Source organism: Blautia sp. BIOML-A1 (genome assembly GCF_009883055.1).
GTDB lineage: Bacteria > Bacillota > Clostridia > Lachnospirales > Lachnospiraceae > Blautia_A.
Genome location: NZ_WWVR01000009.1, coordinates 77034 through 96187 on the forward strand (window position 1 = coordinate 77034; position 19154 = coordinate 96187).

General features: G+C 44.7%; 14 protein-coding genes and 1 pseudogene. 10 read left to right on the forward strand and 5 right to left on the reverse strand.

All coding sequences use genetic code 11. The annotated features are described in order from the left end of the window. The first annotated feature begins 63 nt into the window (after positions 1-63). From GT674_RS06235 to GT674_RS06260, 6 genes are all read left to right on the forward strand, one after another. Positions 64-1605 (forward strand): sugar ABC transporter ATP-binding protein, encoded by a 1542-nt coding sequence (locus tag GT674_RS06235; RefSeq protein ID WP_161284905.1) that lies wholly within the window; start codon positions 64-66, stop codon positions 1603-1605. Between the two features lie 43 nt (positions 1606-1648). Beyond that, entirely contained in the window at positions 1649-2806 is a 1158-nt protein-coding gene (locus GT674_RS06240; protein WP_022215389.1) for an ABC transporter permease subunit, read from the forward strand. 113 nt (positions 2807-2919) lie between these two features. Then, positions 2920-3933, forward strand: coding sequence for a substrate-binding domain-containing protein (locus tag GT674_RS06245; RefSeq protein ID WP_161284906.1), 1014 nt, complete (start codon positions 2920-2922; stop codon positions 3931-3933). Next, positions 3930-5429, forward strand: a complete 1500-nt coding sequence (locus GT674_RS06250; RefSeq protein ID WP_022215387.1) for a sensor histidine kinase — start codon at positions 3930-3932, stop codon at positions 5427-5429. Before GT674_RS06245 ends, GT674_RS06250 begins: the two co-directional genes overlap by 4 nt. A 28-nt stretch (positions 5430-5457) precedes the next feature. Continuing rightward, entirely contained in the window at positions 5458-7053 is a 1596-nt protein-coding gene (locus GT674_RS06255; protein ID WP_022215386.1) for a response regulator, read from the forward strand. Beyond that, positions 7050-8114, forward strand: a complete 1065-nt coding sequence (locus tag GT674_RS06260) for a substrate-binding domain-containing protein (protein WP_161284907.1) — start codon at positions 7050-7052, stop codon at positions 8112-8114. The genes GT674_RS06255 and GT674_RS06260 overlap by 4 nt, the downstream gene beginning before the upstream one ends. A 97-nt stretch (positions 8115-8211) precedes the next feature. Here the strand turns inward: GT674_RS06260 and GT674_RS06265 are convergent, their stop codons facing one another. From GT674_RS06265 to GT674_RS06285, 5 genes are all read right to left on the reverse strand, one after another. Then, on the reverse strand, positions 8212-9261 hold the full coding sequence (locus GT674_RS06265; RefSeq protein WP_161284908.1) for a TRAP transporter substrate-binding protein: 1050 nt from the start codon (positions 9259-9261) through the stop codon (positions 8212-8214). A gap of 10 nt (positions 9262-9271) precedes the next feature. Next, the gene (locus tag GT674_RS06270) at positions 9272-10561 is read right to left on the reverse strand and encodes a TRAP transporter large permease (protein ID WP_161284909.1); all 1290 of its coding nucleotides are present in this window, start codon (positions 10559-10561) and stop codon (positions 9272-9274) included. Further along, positions 10561-11187, reverse strand: a complete 627-nt coding sequence (locus GT674_RS06275) for a TRAP transporter small permease (RefSeq protein ID WP_161284910.1) — start codon at positions 11185-11187, stop codon at positions 10561-10563. Before GT674_RS06275 ends, GT674_RS06270 begins: the two co-directional genes overlap by 1 nt. A gap of 147 nt (positions 11188-11334) precedes the next feature. Next, entirely contained in the window at positions 11335-12096 is a 762-nt protein-coding gene (gene aroD / locus GT674_RS06280) for a type I 3-dehydroquinate dehydratase (RefSeq protein ID WP_161284911.1), read from the reverse strand. A 51-nt stretch (positions 12097-12147) separates the two neighbouring features. Beyond that, on the reverse strand, positions 12148-13362 hold the full coding sequence (locus tag GT674_RS06285) for an MFS transporter (protein WP_161284912.1): 1215 nt from the start codon (positions 13360-13362) through the stop codon (positions 12148-12150). Between the two features lie 252 nt (positions 13363-13614). Here GT674_RS06285 and GT674_RS06290 point away from each other — a divergent pair, with 252 nt between their 5' ends. The 4 genes and pseudogenes from GT674_RS06290 to GT674_RS06315 all read left to right on the forward strand — a co-directional run. Beyond that, positions 13615-14607, forward strand: coding sequence for a LysR family transcriptional regulator (locus GT674_RS06290; protein ID WP_227240364.1), 993 nt, complete (start codon positions 13615-13617; stop codon positions 14605-14607). Between the two features lie 86 nt (positions 14608-14693). Then, positions 14694-16715, forward strand: coding sequence for an oxidoreductase (locus GT674_RS06295; protein ID WP_161284913.1), 2022 nt, complete (start codon positions 14694-14696; stop codon positions 16713-16715). A 40-nt stretch (positions 16716-16755) separates the two neighbouring features. After that, the gene (locus GT674_RS06300) at positions 16756-17646 is read left to right on the forward strand and encodes a quinate/shikimate dehydrogenase (protein ID WP_334297012.1); all 891 of its coding nucleotides are present in this window, start codon (positions 16756-16758) and stop codon (positions 17644-17646) included. Between the two features lie 1245 nt (positions 17647-18891). After that, positions 18892-19154 (forward strand): annotated as a pseudogene (locus GT674_RS06315) (RNA-guided endonuclease InsQ/TnpB family protein); the annotation flags it as partial.

The following is a 19154-nucleotide window of genomic DNA, read 5'->3' on the forward strand; positions in this document are numbered from 1 at the left end:
TAGAACTTGAATTAAATGGGCGGGGTGAATGCCCCGCCTGCTTTTTGGAAAGGGGGCGCCATTTTGGCAGACAATATTTTAGTAATGGATCACATTACGAAGGAGTTCCCCGGTGTCAAAGCTCTGGACAATGTAAATCTTGAGGTCCAGCGAGGAGAGATTCACGCGCTGATCGGTGAAAACGGTGCGGGAAAATCCACACTGATGAACGTATTAAGTGGTCAGTATCCATATGGAAGTTATACAGGTACCGTTACCTATGAAGGCGAGGAATGTAAGTTTAAAAACCTGAACGACAGTGAAGCGAAAGGTATCGTCATTATTCATCAGGAACTTGCACTGATTCCGTTGCTTTCTATCGGAGAGAATATGTTTCTCGGAAACGAGATTAAGAATAAAAGAGGTAGCATTGACTGGGACAAAACATACAGTGAAGCAGAAAAACACATGGCTCAGGTTGGGCTCCATGAATCTGCACAGACACTGATCAAAGATATCGGAACAGGTAAACAGCAGCTGGTAGAGATCGCCAAGGCATTTTCCAAGAAGGTTAAACTTCTGATCCTGGATGAGCCTACCTCTTCTCTGAATGATGAAGATGCCAAGATGCTTCTGGATCTTCTGATGGAATTCAAGAAAAACGGTCTTACCTCTATCATCATCACACATAAACTGAATGAGATCATCTATTGTGCAGACCGCTGTACGATCATCCGAGATGGTACAACGATCGAAACACTGACAAAAGGCGTAGATGACTTAAGCGAAGACCGTATCATCAAAGGTATGGTTGGCCGTTCCATGGATGACCGTTATCCGGCCAGAAAGCATAACATCAGCAAAGATGTCATGCTGGAAGTAAAGAACTGGACCGTACATCATCCGCTTTATCCGGAAAAAGTCGTAGATGACAATATTTCCTGTAAAGTACATAAAGGCGAGGTTATTGGTTTCTCCGGACTGCAGGGTGCAGGACGTACTGAGTTTGCAATGTCCGTATTCGGAAAGAGCTACGGAAGCAACATCAGTGGTGAACTCTATATCAAGGGAGAAAAAGTAAACCTCAAGAATCCGCGTGATGCGATCCGTCATGGTCTTGCCTATGTAACAGAAGACCGTAAGACAAACGGTGTGATCCTCGGAGAATCTATTCGATTTAATACAACGCTTGCACGACTTTCCAAAGTCTGTGAAAAGGGCGTGATCAACACAGATCTGGAAGTGCACCTGGCTGATGAGATGACAAAGGAAATGGGAACCAAGACTCCTTCCAATGAGCAGAAGATCGGCAACCTTTCCGGTGGTAACCAGCAGAAAGCACTTCTCGGCAAATGGATGTTTACAGAACCGGATATCCTGATTCTGGATGAGCCGACACGAGGCATCGATGTAGGTGCAAAATACGATATCTATTGCCTGATCAACAAAATGGTAGAAGATGGAAAATCAGTTATCATGATCTCATCCGAAATGCCGGAGCTTCTTGGTATGTGTGACCGTATCTACGTTATGAGTGAGGGCCGTCTGGCAGGCGAACTCAGTGCCGAAGAGGCAACACAGGAACGTATTATGGCTTCGATCATGCAGGAGCAGAATAAGAAATAAGGTCGAAACGTGAATTCGATTCTACCGGGAAAGGGGTAAAAAAATGAAGTTTAATGTAAAAGATTTCTTAAGAAAATATACAATGGTCATTGCACTGGTAGTTGTATTTATCCTGTTCTGTGGCCTGACAGATGGAAGACTTCTGTATGCACAGAATATGTCAAACCTGATGCTTCAGAATGGTTACGTTCTGGTTCTTGCATGTGGTATGTTGTTATGTATCCTGACAGGTGGTAACATCGACCTTTCTGTAGGTGCTGTTATCTGTATGGTCGGCGGTCTTGCAGCCGTCATGATCGGTAACAAAGGAATGAACCCATATCTTACCATTATCATCTGCCTCGTTGTAGGTCTTCTGGTAGGTGTATGGCAGGGTTACTGGATCGGTTACAAACGTATCCCTCCATTTATCACAACACTTGCAGGTATGTTCATCTTCCGTGGATTTGGACGTCTGATCCTGGACAACAAGACTGTTTCTATCCAGGACAAAGGTTTCCTGAATGTATTTACATCCTACATCAACATTCCTGGACTTGACGACACAGCAAACTATTCTGCACTGATCGTTGGTATCGTAGTTGCAGTTTATGTGATCTTCAACGTAGTTCGTTCCAGAGCAAACAAAGCAAAAAGAGGATATCGCCAGAACACAGCATTTTCTGATTACAGCAAAGCAGTCATCATCGCAGCAGTTATCCTCTGGTACTGCTACAAACTGTTCCAGTACAAAGGTATCTCCATCATGTTCGTATGGGTTGTTGCAATCTGCCTGATCTACAACTTCATCACATCCAGAACAGCATTTGGACGTTACTTCTACGCAATCGGCGGTAACGAGAAAGCTACACAGCTTTCCGGTATTGATACAAACAAAGTTTACTTCATCGCATATGCAAACATGGGACTTCTTGCAGGTCTTGCAGGTCTTCTTTGTGCAGCACGTGTAGGTTCTGTAAACGGTAGTACAGGTACATCCTTCGAGATGGATGCGATCGGTTCCTGTTTCATCGGTGGTGCTTCCGCATACGGCGGCAGCGGTACTGTAGGCGGTGTAGTGATCGGTGCTCTTCTCCTCGGTGTCATCAACATGGGTATGTCCATCATGGGTATCGGTGATTCCTGGCAGTACGTAGTAAAAGGTGCCGTACTTCTTATCGCAGTTGTATTTGATGTATTATCCAACAGAAAGAACGGCTGATCGATCTGATCAGATTAACAAGAGGAGTCATTGTGCAAAAGCAATGGCTCCTTTTGCAATGCTGTCATAATTGTGTTACAATATGAAAAAATACAAAGGAATTATGATGAATTATGAAAAAATTTACACTGACAGTTTTTTGCATACTGGCAGGATGCATCTTTTTTCTGTCAGGGATCTGGGTCTACTTTCAGAAATCCATGGATAAGGTGGATCTGGGCGAAGGAGAATATGCAGCGAGTTATCAGAAGCACTATCTGATGATCTCCAATGACAAAGATACCCTGATGTGGCAGTCCATCTACCAAAGCGCCAGCGAAACTGCCAAAGAAGCCGATGCCTACGTCGAACTTCTTTCACCGGAACAGATGAAGAATTACACACAGGAAGACTGTCTGCGGATCGGGATCGCATCTCACGTTGACGGGATCATTCTTGAAGCAGACGGAAGCAAGGCCGAGCAGAAACTGATCGAAGAGGCTGCCCGCGAGGGAATCCCGGTTGTCACGATCCTTACAGACGATTCTGCATGCCGCAGGATCAGCTTTGTCGGTCTGAACAGTTATGAGATGGGAAGTGCTTATACTGACCAGATAGCAGGAATGCTGAATGAAAAAGGGACTACACAGATCCTGTTTCTTTCGACTTCTAGTTCCAAGACACAGGAGACCAATCTCGTTTACTACCAGGTAAAAAAAGAACTGGAATCCAGGAAAAAAACAGACCAGTCTGTCAATCTGTCAGAGTACTGTGTGGATAGCAGTGCAGATTTTGACACGGAAGAATTTGTCCGGGATATGTTTGTAAATGAGGAAAGTCTGCCGGATGTCCTGGTATGCATGGATGAAGTCGTGACGGAATGCGTATATCAGGCCCTGGTCGATTATAACCAGGTTGGAAATGTCAAGGTGATCGGTTACTATTATTCCGATGTGATCCTGAATGCAATCGACAAGGGAATCCTGTCCTCCACGATCGCGATGGATATGGATGAAGTAGGAAAATACAGCGTCAACGCATTGGAAGAGTATTTATCTCTTGGGCACAGCAACGGATATTACAGTGTAAATCAGCATGTGATCACAAAGGATAACACCGATGAGTACAGAACGGAGGGCGAAAAATGACAGAAAAAAAGGACACCCCTTCCGTAAATAATTCCATACAGACCAGACTGAGCGGAGTCATGCTCATGGTGCTTGTCTTTGCACTCGGGATCAATTTCTTTATTTTCAGTCAGATCCAGAATGCCGTTACCAGGATCGATGCGGTCTTTTCCAGCAATGTCGATGTGAATGAGCTTTCGGAAGCACTGGAACTTGTTGAGAACACAGTCTATGAATACCTGAATACAAAAAGTACCGAGACACTGGAAAACTATTACCGTTATGACCAGAATTACAAAAATCTGATCGAAGATCTCAACGACAAAAACATGGACAGCGAAGTAAAGATGCTCGAAAAAAACATCCGCAGGATGTCCGAGAGTTATCTGGATCAGACAAATGAGACAGTTCAGGCGAAGCGAGGAAGAAATGTAGAGAAATACAAGACTTCCTACGAAACAGAAAATCAGCTCTATGAATATATCAACACTTACATATACAAATTAAATAATTTGCGCTTTAAGACAAACTCAGCAAATTATCAGTTATTACTGTCATCGATGAATGTGCTGTACAGACTCTGCCTGATCGTACTGATCGTCGTCTATGTGGTTGGGCTTGCAGTGACGGTCCTTCTGGTGCGGAATATGATCCGCCCGCTGACCGCTCTTTCCAATACGGCACATGAGGTTGCAAAAGGAAATCTCGATGTTCCGCAGCTTCCTATTGTTATGGATGATGAAGTTGGAGTCGTGACGAGAAGTTTTAACCAGATGCTGGAGAGCATCCGCGAGAACATCGACCAGCTCAAGGAAAGCATGGAGCGGCAGGCGCAGATGAAGGAACGAGAGCTTATGATGGAGGCACACCTTAAGGAAGCACAGCTGAAGTTCCTTCAGGCGCAGATCAATCCGCATTTTCTGTTCAATTCCCTGAATGCAGGTGCACAGCTTGCGATGATGGGAGATGCGGACAAGACAGGTATATTTCTGGAAAAAATGGCGGATTTTTTCCGGTATAATGTGCGCAAGATGGAAGAAGATGCGATGCTCTGGGAGGAGATCGAGGCGGTAGATAATTATATCTACATCCTGAATGTGCGCTTTGCCGGAGATATTGTATATATCCGGGAAATAGATGAAGACATCGAAAACATCCGCATTCCAAGCATGATCCTTCAGCCGCTGGTAGAAAATGCCGTCCAGCATGGAATCCATGACTGCATGGAGACGGGACGCATTGTGATGTCTATCCACAGAAACCAGGATATGATCGATATCACGGTCAGCGACAATGGTGCGGGAATGACGGAAGAAATGATCGCGAAGGTTATGGAAGGAAGAGCAGTGCAGGATGAAGAAAACCGCTATTCTACAGGAATCGCGGTACATAATGTCATAGAAAGACTGAAGCTGTATTACAAACAGGAAGGACTTATGACGATCGAGAGTGACGGACCTGGAACCGGAACGAAAGTTCATATTGTCATTCCGATGGAAAAAGAGGAACTGGAGTAGCATAAGAAAGTGGAGGGGAAACAAAACAATGTATCGTATATTGGTAGCAGATGACGAGGGAATTATGCTGGAAGCTTTCAAAAGTGTGATATCCAGTACATTTGGGGACAGCTGTATCACAGAAACTGCCAAGACAGGAAGAGCAGTGACAGAAAAAGCAGAAACTTTTCATCCGGACATTGTCTTTATGGACATTCATATGCCGGGAATCAACGGGATCCAGGCAATGCGGGAAATACGAAAATTCAATACGACAGCACTTTTTTATGTAGTATCTGCTTATGACAAGTTTGATTATGCAAAAGAGGCGATCGATCTTGGCGTGGAGCGTTATCTGACAAAGCCGATCTCCAAGGCAAAGATCATCTCCGCGGTGGAAGAAGCCATCGAGAAGGTGGATAAGAAGAGAAATCAGAGAAGCAACCTGTTGAAGATCCAGGAAAAACTGGAAACGGTCATCCCTGTTGTGGAAAACAGCTTTGTAGGAAGCCTTTTGTTCCAGCAGGAGGAACAGACAGCAGACTACTACCGGCAGCTTCTGGATATCGAGGAAAAACAGGGCTATGTCATGGTCATCCAGTTTGGCCAGTCGTATGAAAATGGTAGGCTGATAAGCCCTGTCGGAATGAATGTGAAAGCACAGAGTTTTTATGATGAGCTGAGGGATGTGGTGAAATCCTCTTTTTCCTGTGCAGTGGGATCGGTGATGTCAAACCGTATTCCGGTGATCGTGCCGTGCAGCCTGCCTGAGAATCCATATGAAGAAAGGATCGACCTCGTGGAACAGGCGAGAAATCTTGTGTCAAGGCTGGAAAACAGGATCGATGCCAGATTTCGTATCGGACTTGGCAGGATCAGGCCTATGCGGGAATTGGAGCGCTCTTACCGTGAAGCACTCCGCGCGCTGAACGGAAGCAAGAGCAGAGTGATCCATATCGAGGACCTTTCGCAGAACGGTGTTTATGATGAGGAGTTTCCTGTCGATATGGAGAAACGGATCTTCCGTTATCTTGGTGATGGGGACGAAAAGAAATGTGTACAGGAGCTGAATACGTTCTTTGACTGGATGCTGGAACATTACGCGGAGGATATGAACAACATCCGTCTGAAGGTTCTGGAATACATTATCTGGGGCGAAAAGATCGCTTTTGAGGCAGGTGCTGTCAACTATGGATTCAGCTACAGGCGGGATTATCTGGATGTAGCGATGGCATGCAGCGGTTACGAAGAACTCAGAAGCTGGTTTCTGGATAAGATGGTCAACATCTGTCGTTCCATCCGTGATCAGAAAGAGGAACAGTCGAATTCCGCTGTCAAAAAGGCAATGCTCTACATCCAGGAAAATTTCAGCAAGGACATTTCACTGGATGAAGTTTCCGGTCAGGTAAATATCAGCCCTTATTATTTCAGCAAGATCTTCAAGGAGGAAACGGGCGAGAACTTCATTGAATATCTCACCAGGATCCGAATAGAAAAAGCGAAAGAATTCCTGAAACAGCCGGAAGTCAGCGTCAAAGAAGCCGGCGTAAAGAGCGGCTATACAGACCCGAACTATTTCAGCAGGATCTTTAAGAAGCAGACAGACATGACTCCAAGTGAATTCAAGACGAGGTACGGAAAATGAAAAAGAAAAGAGGGATAGTTCTTCTTATAACTGCCCTGATGTTTGTTCTTTGCGTGACAGGATGCGGAACACAGAAGATTGAGACAACAAAAAAAGAAACAACAGAAGAAAAGAAACTCCAGATCGGACTCAGTTTTGATTCCTTTGTGATCGAGAGATGGCTTCGCGACCGGGATATGTTCGTATCTACGGCACAGGGGCTTGGGGCAGAAGTAAATGTCCAGGTGGCAGGCGGTGATGTGGATGAACAGATCTCACAGATCGAATACTTTATCCAGAAGGAAATGGACGTGATCGTGATCATCCCGATCGACGGAGATGCTCTGTATGATGTGGTAAAAGAAGCGAAGGACAAGGGGATCAAAGTAGTCTGCTATGACCGGATGATCGCAAATGTGGATGCAGACCTCTATATCACGATCGACAATGAGATGGTAGGAACCCTGATGGGAGAGGCTTTGGTCGAGGCATGCCCGGACGGTGGAAATATCTTCGCGATCAACGGTTCTCCTACGGACAAAAATGTAGAGGAGGTAGAACTTGGTTTCCGTAAGGCTCTGAAAGGAAGCAAACTCAAGATCGTCTATACAGGATACTGTGATAACTGGCTCGCTGAGATGGCAGCAACGCATGTAAACAAAGGCCTTGAGGTGACAGACGACATTGTGGGCGTGATGTGCGGCAATGATGATCTGGCAAGCCAGGCAGTCAAAGTCCTGGCAGAAAACCGTCTCGCAGGACAGGTGGCACTGGTTGCGCAGGATGCAGACCTGGCAGCCTGCCAGCGGATTGTAGAGGGAACACAGACCATGACAGTCTACAAACCGATCGAGCAGGAGGCAAGCACAGCGGCGATCCTCGCAGTGGCACTCGGAAACGGTACAGACATTACCTCAAAAGACTGTGAGATCCCGGCCACAGAGACCACAGATGATGGTTCCGGCGAGATCCCATATTACAAGATCACACCGATCGCAGTGACTGCAGAAAACATGGACGAAGTCATCGTGGATGGAGGATTCCATTCAAAAGAAGATGTATATCTGAATGTAAAAGAATAAAAGAGATGTAATAAGAAAAGGAACCTCGTACAGCGCTTTGGAACAGGCTGTGCGGGGTTCCTTTTTGAATGCTTTGATTTAGATGACCGGCAGAAAGTTACTGCTCGATCCCTTCCATATAGGAATTATAGATATCGGGATTGATCTTTTCCCTGATGGAATCGTAAACGCCCTGAGAAGCCTCGCGGATCTCTTTGCGTGTCTCATCAGAAAGTTTGATGATCTGTGTTCCGCTGTCCTCGATCACGGCGACTTTGTCTGCAATTCGTTCATCGGACTGTTCTCTTGCGTATTCTGTGGCAAGCTGGGCAGCCTCTGTCATGATCTCCTGTTCATCCTCCGGAAGATCCTTGAAGAAATCGTCATTGACGATCAGGGAGATCAGATGCGGAAGATGGTTGGTTTCTACAACATAATCCTGCTGTTCATAGAGATTGTTGGAAACGATGACCTCGTATGGGTTTTCCTGTGCATCGATGGTGTGCTGCTGCAGGCCGATGTACACTTCGCTGAAACTCATCGGGGTTGGGTTTGCGCCAAGCGCTTTCCAGAAAGCAAGGTGGTAGCTGTTTTCCATGGTACGGATCTTCTGGCCTTTAAAGTCTGCAAGGCTGTTGACCGGTTTGTTTGTACTCATCACACGGAAGCCCTGGTCAGCCATGCCGAGCAGATGATAACCGCCTTCCGTATAGACGTCACTGATCAGGCTGTTAAATTGTGGATCATCGATTTTTTTGCGGCAGTCATCGAGAGAATCAAATACGCATGGAAGGTCAAATACAGCAAGGTCGCTCATGAAGGAAACCTGAGGAGCTGTGTTCTGTACAACAAAAGGAATGTCTCCGTCAGCACAGGTTTCAAGTAAATCGCGGTCACCGCCGAGGGTAGAGTTTGCATAAACCTGTATCTTCATTTTGCCATTGCTCAGGTCGGAAACCTCTTCTGCAAATTTCTCAGCAAATATCTGAGTCACGGTATCTTCCGGGCTTGCGGTTGCCAATGGCCAGGAGTAACGCTGGACTTCCTCATTGGAAGAATCGCAGCCGGTAAGTGCGGTACTTAAAAGACCGGCTGCAGCCAGCATGGGAATCATGCGGAGGATACGACGGTTTTTTCTGTTTGTATGGTAAGTAGTAAAATTTTTCATGTCTTTCCTCCTATAAGATTCCAATAGAGATTGCCGGAATAAAGGTGATCAGAAGAAGTGCGGCCAGGAAAAAGATGATCATTGGCATGGCTTTTTTGGCGATAGCCATGACTGGAACATCGGTCAGTGAACTTGCAACAAAGAGATTGACTCCGATAGGAGGAGTAACAAATCCAATAGCAAGGTTTACAACCATGATCACACCGAACTGGATTGGATCCATTCCGATTGCCTGAACGATTGGAAGCAGGATCGGTGTCAGAATCAGGATTGCCGGGGTGGTGTCCATAACCATTCCGACGATCAGAAGGAACAGATTGATGATCAGCAGGATCGCAACCGGACTGTGGAAGTTGTTCAGGATAAATTCACTGACTGTCTGTGGAACCTGCATCAGAGTCAGGACTCTGGAAAAAGCAGTGGAGGCAGCCAGAATGAACAGGATTGGTGTGAAAGTGCGGATGGCTTCCACCAGAATCCCCCAGATATCACGGATGTGGATGCTCCTGTAAACAAAAAGGCTGATGATCAGCGCATAAAATACAGAAATAACAGCGGTCTCTGTCGGAGAGGCAACACCACTGTAGATACAGCCCAGGATGATGACAGGACTTAAAATAGCAAAAAAGCTTTCTCTGAGGACTTTGAGAAGTCCTTTATTGTGAAGCTCCTGAACCTCCGCGTGGATCTTGGCCTTGTCCTCACCGTAGCGTCGGCAGTGATAGATGGCGTAGATCATAAGCAGTATACCGATCATAAGTCCTGGAATGATCCCAGCCAGAAACAGATCACTGACAGATGCTCCGGACGCCATGCCGTACATGATGAACGGAATACTTGGAGGGATGATAACGCCAAGTCCTCCGGCAACAGCTACGATCGCAGTGGAAAACGTCAGGTCATATCCCAGATTACTAAGGATCGGAATGGTCATACTTCCTACGGCTGCAACAGTCGCAGGAGCAGATCCGGAGATCGCACCGTAGAACAGGCAGGTCACGATAACAGCGCATGGCATTCCAGCGGTGAATTTACCGAGAAAATAAGCGAAGACATCGAATAATTTCTTGGAGATTCCACCTTTTGCCATGATGATGCCGGACAATACGAACATTGGAACGGCGAGCAGCGGGAAGGAATCCAGACCGCCGAACATGGCACGGATCAGATATTTGGCACCTACTGTGAAGGAAGGATCACACACAGATGGAAGAACAGATGTTATTCCGAGAGTGATCGATACCGGAACAGCGATGACCAGCAGCAGAATAAAGATGATAAATAAAACAACGACTGGCATTAGTGCTCCTCCTCATTTGAATGTTTGATGGTATTGATGCGGTTGTCAATACCTGCTTCAACAGCATGCCCCTCAGAAGTTTCTGCATTTGCCTGGATAAAGGATTCCGGTGTATTCCGCTCCGGATGAGCCGGATCGTACACATTTTCACCTTTTGCCACGCGGAATTCAATGGTCCAGCGCTGCAGGACGCGGAAAGCAACCAGGATAAAAGAAACAAATGGAGCTGCCTGGATGTAGTACATAGGGATGCCGCATGCCGGAGAAAGCTGTCCGCTGTGTACAGAAGACATCATATAGGACCAGGCAAACGGGATCATATAAATAAAGAAGATAAGCTCAAAGGTGTGGTTTACAACCTTGAAGAGTGCTTTACCTCTGCGGGGAAAAATTGCAACAAACTGCTCGATTTTGATGGAAAGACATTTCTTGCTGCAGTAGCTGACGCTCAAAAAGCCGCACCAGATAAACAGATATCTGGTAAGTTCCTCGGACCAGGACAGAGACATTCCAAGAACATATCTGCATAATACCTGAATCCCCATGATCAGAGTCATGGCGATCAGAAAGATGACCAGGATAAATTCTTCGAGGTTCTCGTCCAGCCAGTGAAGTGTTTTTCTCATGGATGACCTCCCTTAAGTAAAAATTTGATGGATATTTGCTGTAAAATGAAAACATCGGCATTTCTATTTTAAATAAAAATACCGATGGGTTCAAGAAGCAAATATAGGTATGATAGTAAGATACCTGCGGATAAATCCGCGGTGTCATTACATAGCGTTGTGAAGAAGTCCGAGGACTGTATTCAGATCATTTACTCCCATCTGTCCCGGTGCGGATGCTTTTTTTGCAGCACCAAAAGTCATGGAGGAGCCAAATACTTCACCGCAAAGACGGCTGATAACGCCAGTGCCTGCCATGGACATGGTGATGATCGGTCTGTCAGCGTAATTGGTGGTCATTTCTTCTGTTGCGGCCAGAAGAGTCAGGACATCTTTCTTATTCTGAGGCATAACTGCGATCTTTGGAATGTCGGCATTCATATCCTGCATCTTGCGGAGACGATAGATGATGTCTGCTTTGGCAGGGGTTTTGAAGAAGTCATGGTTGGAGGCAACAACCTTAACTCCTGCGGCATGGGCACCGTCGATGATTTTCTTAACAATCTCATCGCCTGTGAAGATTTCTACATCGATCATATCCACATATCCGGTCTGGGCTGCTTTGATGTTAAGTTCGGCGTATGCTTCAGGCTCGATTGCTTTTTCACCGCCTTCTTTGGAAGTACGGAATGTCATAAGGATCGGAGTATTGCCAAGAGCAGCACGAAGATCTTTGAGAGTATCTTCTACCTGTGCAAAATCAAAAACACCTTCAAACCAGTCTACACGCCATTCAACAACATCAACAGGAATAGAATCAAAGGTTTTGGCTTCTTCGATAATGTCTGTTTTTGTAACACCAACGATGGGAACGATGATCTTCGGTGAACCTGCACCGATTTCGATATCACGGATTTTAACTGTATTCATGATGGTATCCTTTCTGTTTTATGTTTGGACTTTTCGCCTTTGGTTCTCATTTTAATTCTCAGCTTCAGCAAGTTCAACCATTTTTTTGTAACGGATGTTTACAAAGAGTCCGAGTGCAACGCCGATTGCTGTAAGAACGATGTTCATAGTCATAACCTGAGCCGGCTGCATTTTGGATGCGGCTGTCAGGATGGTATAGTTGCAAAGGGAAGATGCGATCATAACGAGTGCGGTTACAGTTCCTTTGATCTTAGGGAAGAGCATATTGCATACGGAGGTAGCAATCTGCAGAAGTCCACCTGCACCTGCCCATCCGATGATGAAGGCACCTGCGATCATAAGGGTCTGATTCTGTCCCATAAGTACAACGATCAGAGTTGCAAGACAGATAACCGGATAAGCTACGATGAAACGTACATCTTTAATTTTTCTTGTAAGCAGTGCTGTCACAACGAGTGCGATCAGGGTTCCTGCTGAGTAGTAGGTCTGCATGATAGACGGGTCAGCCCAGCCTACATTTTCTTTTGCAAAGTTCTGTGCACAGTTCAGCCATAACTGGAAGGTACCTGTGCAGGTGAATCCGATCAGGATCATAGCGACGGATTCAAAAGAGAAATGAGTATGTTTCAGACTGTCGATCAGTCCTTCTTTCTTGCCGGCTGCTTTCTGGTCAGCATCCGGAAGCGGGAACAGGAATACCAGTACAAAAAGTACAAGGTAGATGATTCCGCAGCCGTAGAATAAACGGTTGTAGGAGGTAAGTCCGGCAGCAGTTGTAGCTACAGAAGCACCGAGTACAAATGGAAGAAGCATCTGTGCGATTGCAATAAAGAATTTAATTCCCATTGTGGCAACGCCAGGAGCTTTGTAGATGATCTCGGAAACAGCCGGATAAATACCAGTGTCGAGGAATGAGTTTGCGATACCGCCGATGACAGCACATACATATGCAATGGTGTAGCCGCCGTTTGTTCCGGCGTTAAATGCGAGGGCAAGACCAATCAGATAAATTGCATAGGAAGCACTTCCGATCGCTGTGGAAATACGGCGTCCTAATTTGTCTGAAAGAGGTCCTGCAAAAGGAAGGGCGATCAGTCGTCCAAGACCTAATGCTGCTGAGATTGCGGTGATTGCCATGGCTTCCACACCCCATGCGGTTGCCAGAGCTTCCTTAATAACCGCCTGTCCTAAGATAGAACATCCAACACCGTGGATAAAATAGTTCAAGTACAGAATCAATGCACTTGGCAGATACTTTTTGTTCATGGTTCTCTCCTTTTCCTGTAAATATTTGTGTTTTGTTTTTTGTTTTGTCACAAACAATGAATGCCTTTTTTGAAGCCAGGTTTTTATCAAAAGCCTGTTAAAAAAATAACATTTATCTGTATTTTAACAGGTACAATCCGTACAGTCTAATGCTTTTAAAGCGAAAAACCAATGCATTGAATGCATTAATGTGGTATACTATGGACATTTAATGAACGCATAGATAATGTAAGTGAAGTTAGCCGGAATAGTATGTTTCTTTATAATAAAGATGCAGAAAACTATCTGGCAGAGAGGAAGGAAATCATGACATTAAATCAGATTCTGTATTTCAGGAAGGTTGCACGGCTGGAAAATTATCATCAGGCAGCGGAAGAACTGTATATTTCACAGCCGTCCCTGAGCCGCTCCATGGCGTCTCTTGAAAGCGAACTGGGGGTTGCCCTGTTTGAAAAAAAAGGCAGAGGAGTAACGCTTACAAAGGCAGGCAAGCTTTTTCTGGAACATGCAGACCGGATCGCGGGGGACTGCGATGTGGCAGTTGGTAAGATGCAGGAAATTTCTTCTGATGGCGGCAAGATAGATATTGGTTATATTTTTCCACTTGCGGGGCATTATATTCCTCATAACGTCCGTAAATTTCTGAATAAAAAAGAGAACAAAAATGTTGTCTTTAATTTCTGGCAGAATCACACGCCGGCCATTGCAGAGAAGGTCAGAACAGGTGAACTGGACGTTGGTTTCGGCGGCTATCTCAGGATGGAAGACATGGAGTTTTTTCCGCTCAGTGCGCAGGAACTGGTAATCATAACACCAAAGGAACATCCGATCTCCGGAAGGGAGGATATCCCGCTTGCAGAACTGGGACATTATCCTGTGATCGGTTATGAACAGGCATCCTGGATGGGAACCTATGTGAAATATCTGTACAGGAAATATCAGGTAAATCCAAATACGATCGTGGAATGTCCGGATGAATATTCAATTGTATCTCTGGTAAGGGAAAACTTCGGTATCGCACTGATGCCGCAGACAGATATCCTTATGAGTGCAGAGGGGATCAAGATACACAGGATAACAGGGCTTGATATTTACCGTCAGGTATTTATGTTCTGGATGAAGGACCGATACCGTCTTCCGGCAGTGGAACGATTTATCACATATATGAAAGAACAGCAGGCAGAGAATGCAAATGATACCGAAAACGTATCAAAAATTTATCTGAAAGATATTGTTAATTTTTAATACAAAGAGTTATGATAAAGGTGTCACAAACAAAGGATGGCCACTCGTGTTATGAATATGATGTTAATAAATAAGGAGATTATTTCATGAAGAGTGAATACCCAAAGATTTTTGAACCCATAACAATTAAAAGAACAACAATCAAAAACCGTATTGCTATGACTCCTATGGGAACCAACTACGGTGAGACAAGCGGCGAGATGAGTAACCGTCATATGAATTATTACTCTCTTCGTGCAAAGGGAGGTACAGGCCTTATCATTCTGGAGAATGCCAACATTGAATATCCGGCAGGTTCCAACGGTACAAGTCAGATCCGTATCGATCACGACAGCTTTATGCCGCGTTATTATCAGCTGGTAGAGAACCTTCATAAGAATGGCGCTACTGTAGCAATTCAGATCAACCATGCCGGAGCTTCTGCTTCTTCTGCAAGAACCGGAATGGAAACTGTTTCTTCTTCCAACATTCCGACAAAGGTCGGCGGAGAAGTTCCGCGTCCGATGACAAAGGAAGAAATCCTTACAACTGTTAAGAAATACGGAGAGGCTGCAAAGCGTGTTCAGGCGATTGGTTTCGATGCGATCGAGATCCACTGCGGACATTCTTATCTGATGAGTCAGTTTATCTCCCCTTACTATAATAAGAGAACAGACGAGTTCGGAGGATCTGTAGAAAACCGTCTTCGTTTCCCGCGTATGGTACTCGAAGAAGTTCGTAAGAACGTAGGACCGTGGTTCCCGATCATCGTTCGTATCTCAGCAGAAGAGAGAGTACCAGGTGGAAACACTCTGGAGGACACACTGGAATATCTGGAATATCTCGATGAATTTGTAGATATGTATGATGTTTCCTGTGGACTGAACCCATCTCTTCAGTATCAGATCGACTCCAATTTCCTTCCGGATGGATGGAGATCCTATATGTCAAGAGCTGTGAAAGACAAGTTTGGAAAACCGGTTATTAATGCAGGTAACTACCGTGACCCGAAGGTAGTAGAGAAAGTACTTGAGAGTGGTGACGTAGATATCGTCGGAATGGGACGTGGCCTTATTGCAGAGCCGAACTGGGTTAAGAAGGTTGAGAACGGAGAGGAAGATTTCCTTCGTAAATGTATCTCCTGCAACGTCGGATGTGCCGGAAACCGTATCGGTGTCAACCGTCCGATCCGTTGTACTGTAAACCCGGCAGTACCGGAAGGTGATATTTATAAAGCACTCAAAGTCAACAAGAACTGTAATGTTGTCGTTGTTGGTGGTGGTACAGCAGGAATGGAAGCTGCATGTACAGCAGCAGAAGTGGGCTGTAATGTTTTTGTTCTGGAGAAAAAGGATCATCTTGGAGGTCTTTCTACCTTTATTTCAGATCTTCCGAGCAAGACCAGAATGAAAGACTTCCCGAAATATCTGGAAGCCCGTGCTGCAAGACTGAAGAATCTTTATATCTTCCTGAACACAGATGCAACTGTTGAAAAGATCAGGCAGTTCAAACCGGATATCGTTGTAAATGCAACTGGTTCTGTGCCGCTTGTTCCACCGATCAAGGGTCTTAAAGAAAATATTGAGACCGGAAATGTAGCTACCATTTTTGATATGATCAATAACCTGAATGCCGGAAAATATCCGGATGAAGCCTGTCAGGGCAAGAAGGTCGTTGTAGTCGGCGGAGGCTCCGTAGGACTTGACGTGATCGAATATTTTGCACCTCGTGGAGCAGAGTGTACGATCGTAGATATGCTGCCGCAGATTGGTATGCTTGCGGATCCGATCACCAAATGTTCCATGCGCGAGACACACGACAAATATGGTGTCAGAGAGTATGTGAATACAGCACTTCAGGAAGTTAAGGAAAACGCATTCACAGTAAAACTTCCGGATGGACAGATCAAGGATCTGGAATTCGACTTCGGATTCAACTGTCTTGGAATGCGCTCCAACAACCCGGTACTTCCGCAGATCGAAGAGGCATTCAAGGATACAGATACTTATGTATACACCATCGGTGATTCTGTGCGTGCCCGCCGTATCATGGAAGGTACCATGGAAGGCCGTGCTGTGCTGAACGTACTGGAATCTCAGGGCTTTCTGCACCTGGAACCACTTGAATAACTGACAAAGTAAATAGAATTCATTTAAGAAAAGAGGAAAAATCATGCCGAACATTACAGGACATACAGAATTAGTAGGATTAATGGCTTACCCGATCCGTCATACACAGTCACCGACAACTCATAACCTTGCATACGATAAAAACGGTGACGATGTTATCCAGCTTGCATTCGAAGTAGATAACGATTCTCTTAAAGATGCTGTTCAGAGTATTCGTGCTCTCAAAATGCTTGGATCCAACATCTCCATGCCGAACAAAACAGTTGTTCACAAATATCTGGACGAAGTTGATGAAGCTGCCAAATTATGCGGTGCTATCAACACAGTTGTAAATATGCGTGATGAAAACGGACAGGTTACCGGTAAGCTCAAAGGTTACAATACTGATGGTATGGGATACTGGCAGGGGCTTACAGAAGAAGGCATTGATTTCAAAGGAATGAAAATGGTTCTGATCGGAACCGGCGGAGCTGCAACTGCAATCGCTGTACGTGGAGCTCTTGATGGAATTGCCGAGATGGAAATCTTCAACATTAAAGATAAATTCTACAGCCGTGGAGAAGAGATCGTAGATCTGATCAACAAAAATACAAACTGCAAGGCTACCATGAATGATCTGGGAGATCTTGAACTTCTCAAAGAAAAAATGCATGCAGCAGATATTTTTTGTGATGCAACAGGTGTGGGAATGCATCCGCTGGAAGACCTTTCCAACATTCCGGATCCATCCTACTTCAAGAAAGACCTGATCGTAACAGATACTGTTTATGCACCACGCGAAACTGTTATGATGAAACAGGCAAAAGAAGCCGGCTGTGAAAAAGTTTACAATGGTATGAGCATGATGCTGTTCCAGGCACTGATCGCTATCAAACTTTACACTGGAAAAGATACTCCGGTAGATTACATGAAAGAAAAACTTGGAATCTGATAGAAAATTTAGAGTTGACTTTTTTGTGATAATAGCATATGCTAATAACAGCTAAGGAATGTGACGAGATTCCATGAAGCAAAACAAAAGCCCTCAGAGTTGCAGCTCTGGGGGCTTTCTTGCTCGTTATGGTGAGCTGTTTCATTTAGGCTGCTGCTGTTTATCGTCTGCCGCTCAGCCATTTGCATATGTAGTAGCTAACTACGTTTGCTATCACGGAGACAAGAAATGTGACGAGTATTTCTTCCACGAAACGCACCTCCTTTCTGCTGGAGGTTCAACAGCTCTTTTAGGATAATAAGCGGGAATCCTCGGCAATTCAATTACCGAGATGAAAGCGCAGGATTGTGCGTATCCGCACAAAAAATATAACAACAAAAAATTGATTTCTTATATCTCCTGATTCTTGTATTTGTTTTCAAAAGAAAGTAGGTCAGATATGCGTTGAAAAGCAAGAGCATTTTGTGCTATGATATAAACATAATAAAAACTATCAATCAGAAGGAGAATGGAAATGTTGCTGTCACATAAAACATCCATAAAGATCAGTCAGGAATATTCCAATATCATAGGGCATATGTGTTATGCAGCATCCAAACTCTGGAATATCTGCAACTATGAACGGCGTCATTATAAAGAACTGGGACTGGAAAAGTATCCTGACTGGTATTATCAGAAAAAAGCACATAAAGGAAATCTGTGGTATAAACAGCTTCCGTCACAGACCGCACAGGAGACCTGTAAGCAGCTGGATAAGGCGTGGAGATCTTTTTATGTCCTGAAAAAGACNACACAGGCACCAGAAATACGATCTGGATAAAATTTATGGATTTCACCTTCCAGCGGATGTCCCTCCGGTTCTGTCATGCTGTAGAATGTTCCATACGGTGCAAAATCTGCCGCGTTAATTTTTACTGCTTTTACCTCTCTCATATAGAAAAGCCTCCTCTTTTTAATAAAAACCCCGTTGATTCTCTCAATACATCCAGTATAACATAGTAAAAAAACAGTCTCAAGCTATTTAGGACAATAGGTGGGAATCCTCTGCAATTCAATTACCGAGATGAAAGCACAGGATTGTGCGTATCCGCACAAAAAATATAACAACAAAGATTGATTTCTTATATCTCCTGATTCTTGTATTTGTTTTCAAAAGAAAGCAGACCAGATTTATATTGAAAAGCAAGAGCATTTTGTGCTATGCTATAACCATAGTAGAAATTATGAACCAAAAGGAGAATGGAGATGCTGCTGTCACATAAAACATCCATAAAGATCAGTCAGGAATATTCCAATATCATAGGGCATATGTGTTATGCAGCATCCAAACTCTGGAATATCTGCAACTATGAACGGCGTCATTATAAAGAACTGGGACTGGAAAAGTATCCTGACTGGTATTATCAGAAAAAAGCACATAAAGGAAATCTGTGGTATAAACAGCTTCCGTCACAGACCGCACAGGAGACCTGTAAGCAGCTGGATAAGGCGTGGAGATCTTTTTATGT

Excerpts from the sequence above, each read along its gene's own strand:
- GT674_RS06240 (WP_022215389.1), top strand. The coding sequence starts at position 1,649 with ATGAAGTTTAATGTAAAAGATTTCTTAAGAAAATATACAATGGTCATT.
- GT674_RS06245 (WP_161284906.1), top strand. The coding sequence starts at position 2,920 with ATGAAAAAATTTACACTGACAGTTTTTTGCATACTGGCAGGATGCATC.
- GT674_RS06250 (WP_022215387.1), top strand. The coding sequence starts at position 3,930 with ATGACAGAAAAAAAGGACACCCCTTCCGTAAATAATTCCATACAGACC.
- GT674_RS06255 (WP_022215386.1), top strand. The coding sequence starts at position 5,458 with ATGTATCGTATATTGGTAGCAGATGACGAGGGAATTATGCTGGAAGCT.
- GT674_RS06260 (WP_161284907.1), top strand. The coding sequence starts at position 7,050 with ATGAAAAAGAAAAGAGGGATAGTTCTTCTTATAACTGCCCTGATGTTT.
- GT674_RS06265 (WP_161284908.1), bottom strand. The coding sequence starts at position 9,261 with ATGAAAAATTTTACTACTTACCATACAAACAGAAAAAACCGTCGTATC.
- GT674_RS06270 (WP_161284909.1), bottom strand. The coding sequence starts at position 10,561 with ATGCCAGTCGTTGTTTTATTTATCATCTTTATTCTGCTGCTGGTCATC.
- GT674_RS06275 (WP_161284910.1), bottom strand. The coding sequence starts at position 11,187 with ATGAGAAAAACACTTCACTGGCTGGACGAGAACCTCGAAGAATTTATC.
- aroD (WP_161284911.1), bottom strand. The coding sequence starts at position 12,096 with ATGAATACAGTTAAAATCCGTGATATCGAAATCGGTGCAGGTTCACCG.
- GT674_RS06285 (WP_161284912.1), bottom strand. The coding sequence starts at position 13,362 with ATGAACAAAAAGTATCTGCCAAGTGCATTGATTCTGTACTTGAACTAT.
- GT674_RS06290 (WP_227240364.1), top strand. The coding sequence starts at position 13,615 with ATGTTTCTTTATAATAAAGATGCAGAAAACTATCTGGCAGAGAGGAAG.
- GT674_RS06295 (WP_161284913.1), top strand. The coding sequence starts at position 14,694 with ATGAAGAGTGAATACCCAAAGATTTTTGAACCCATAACAATTAAAAGA.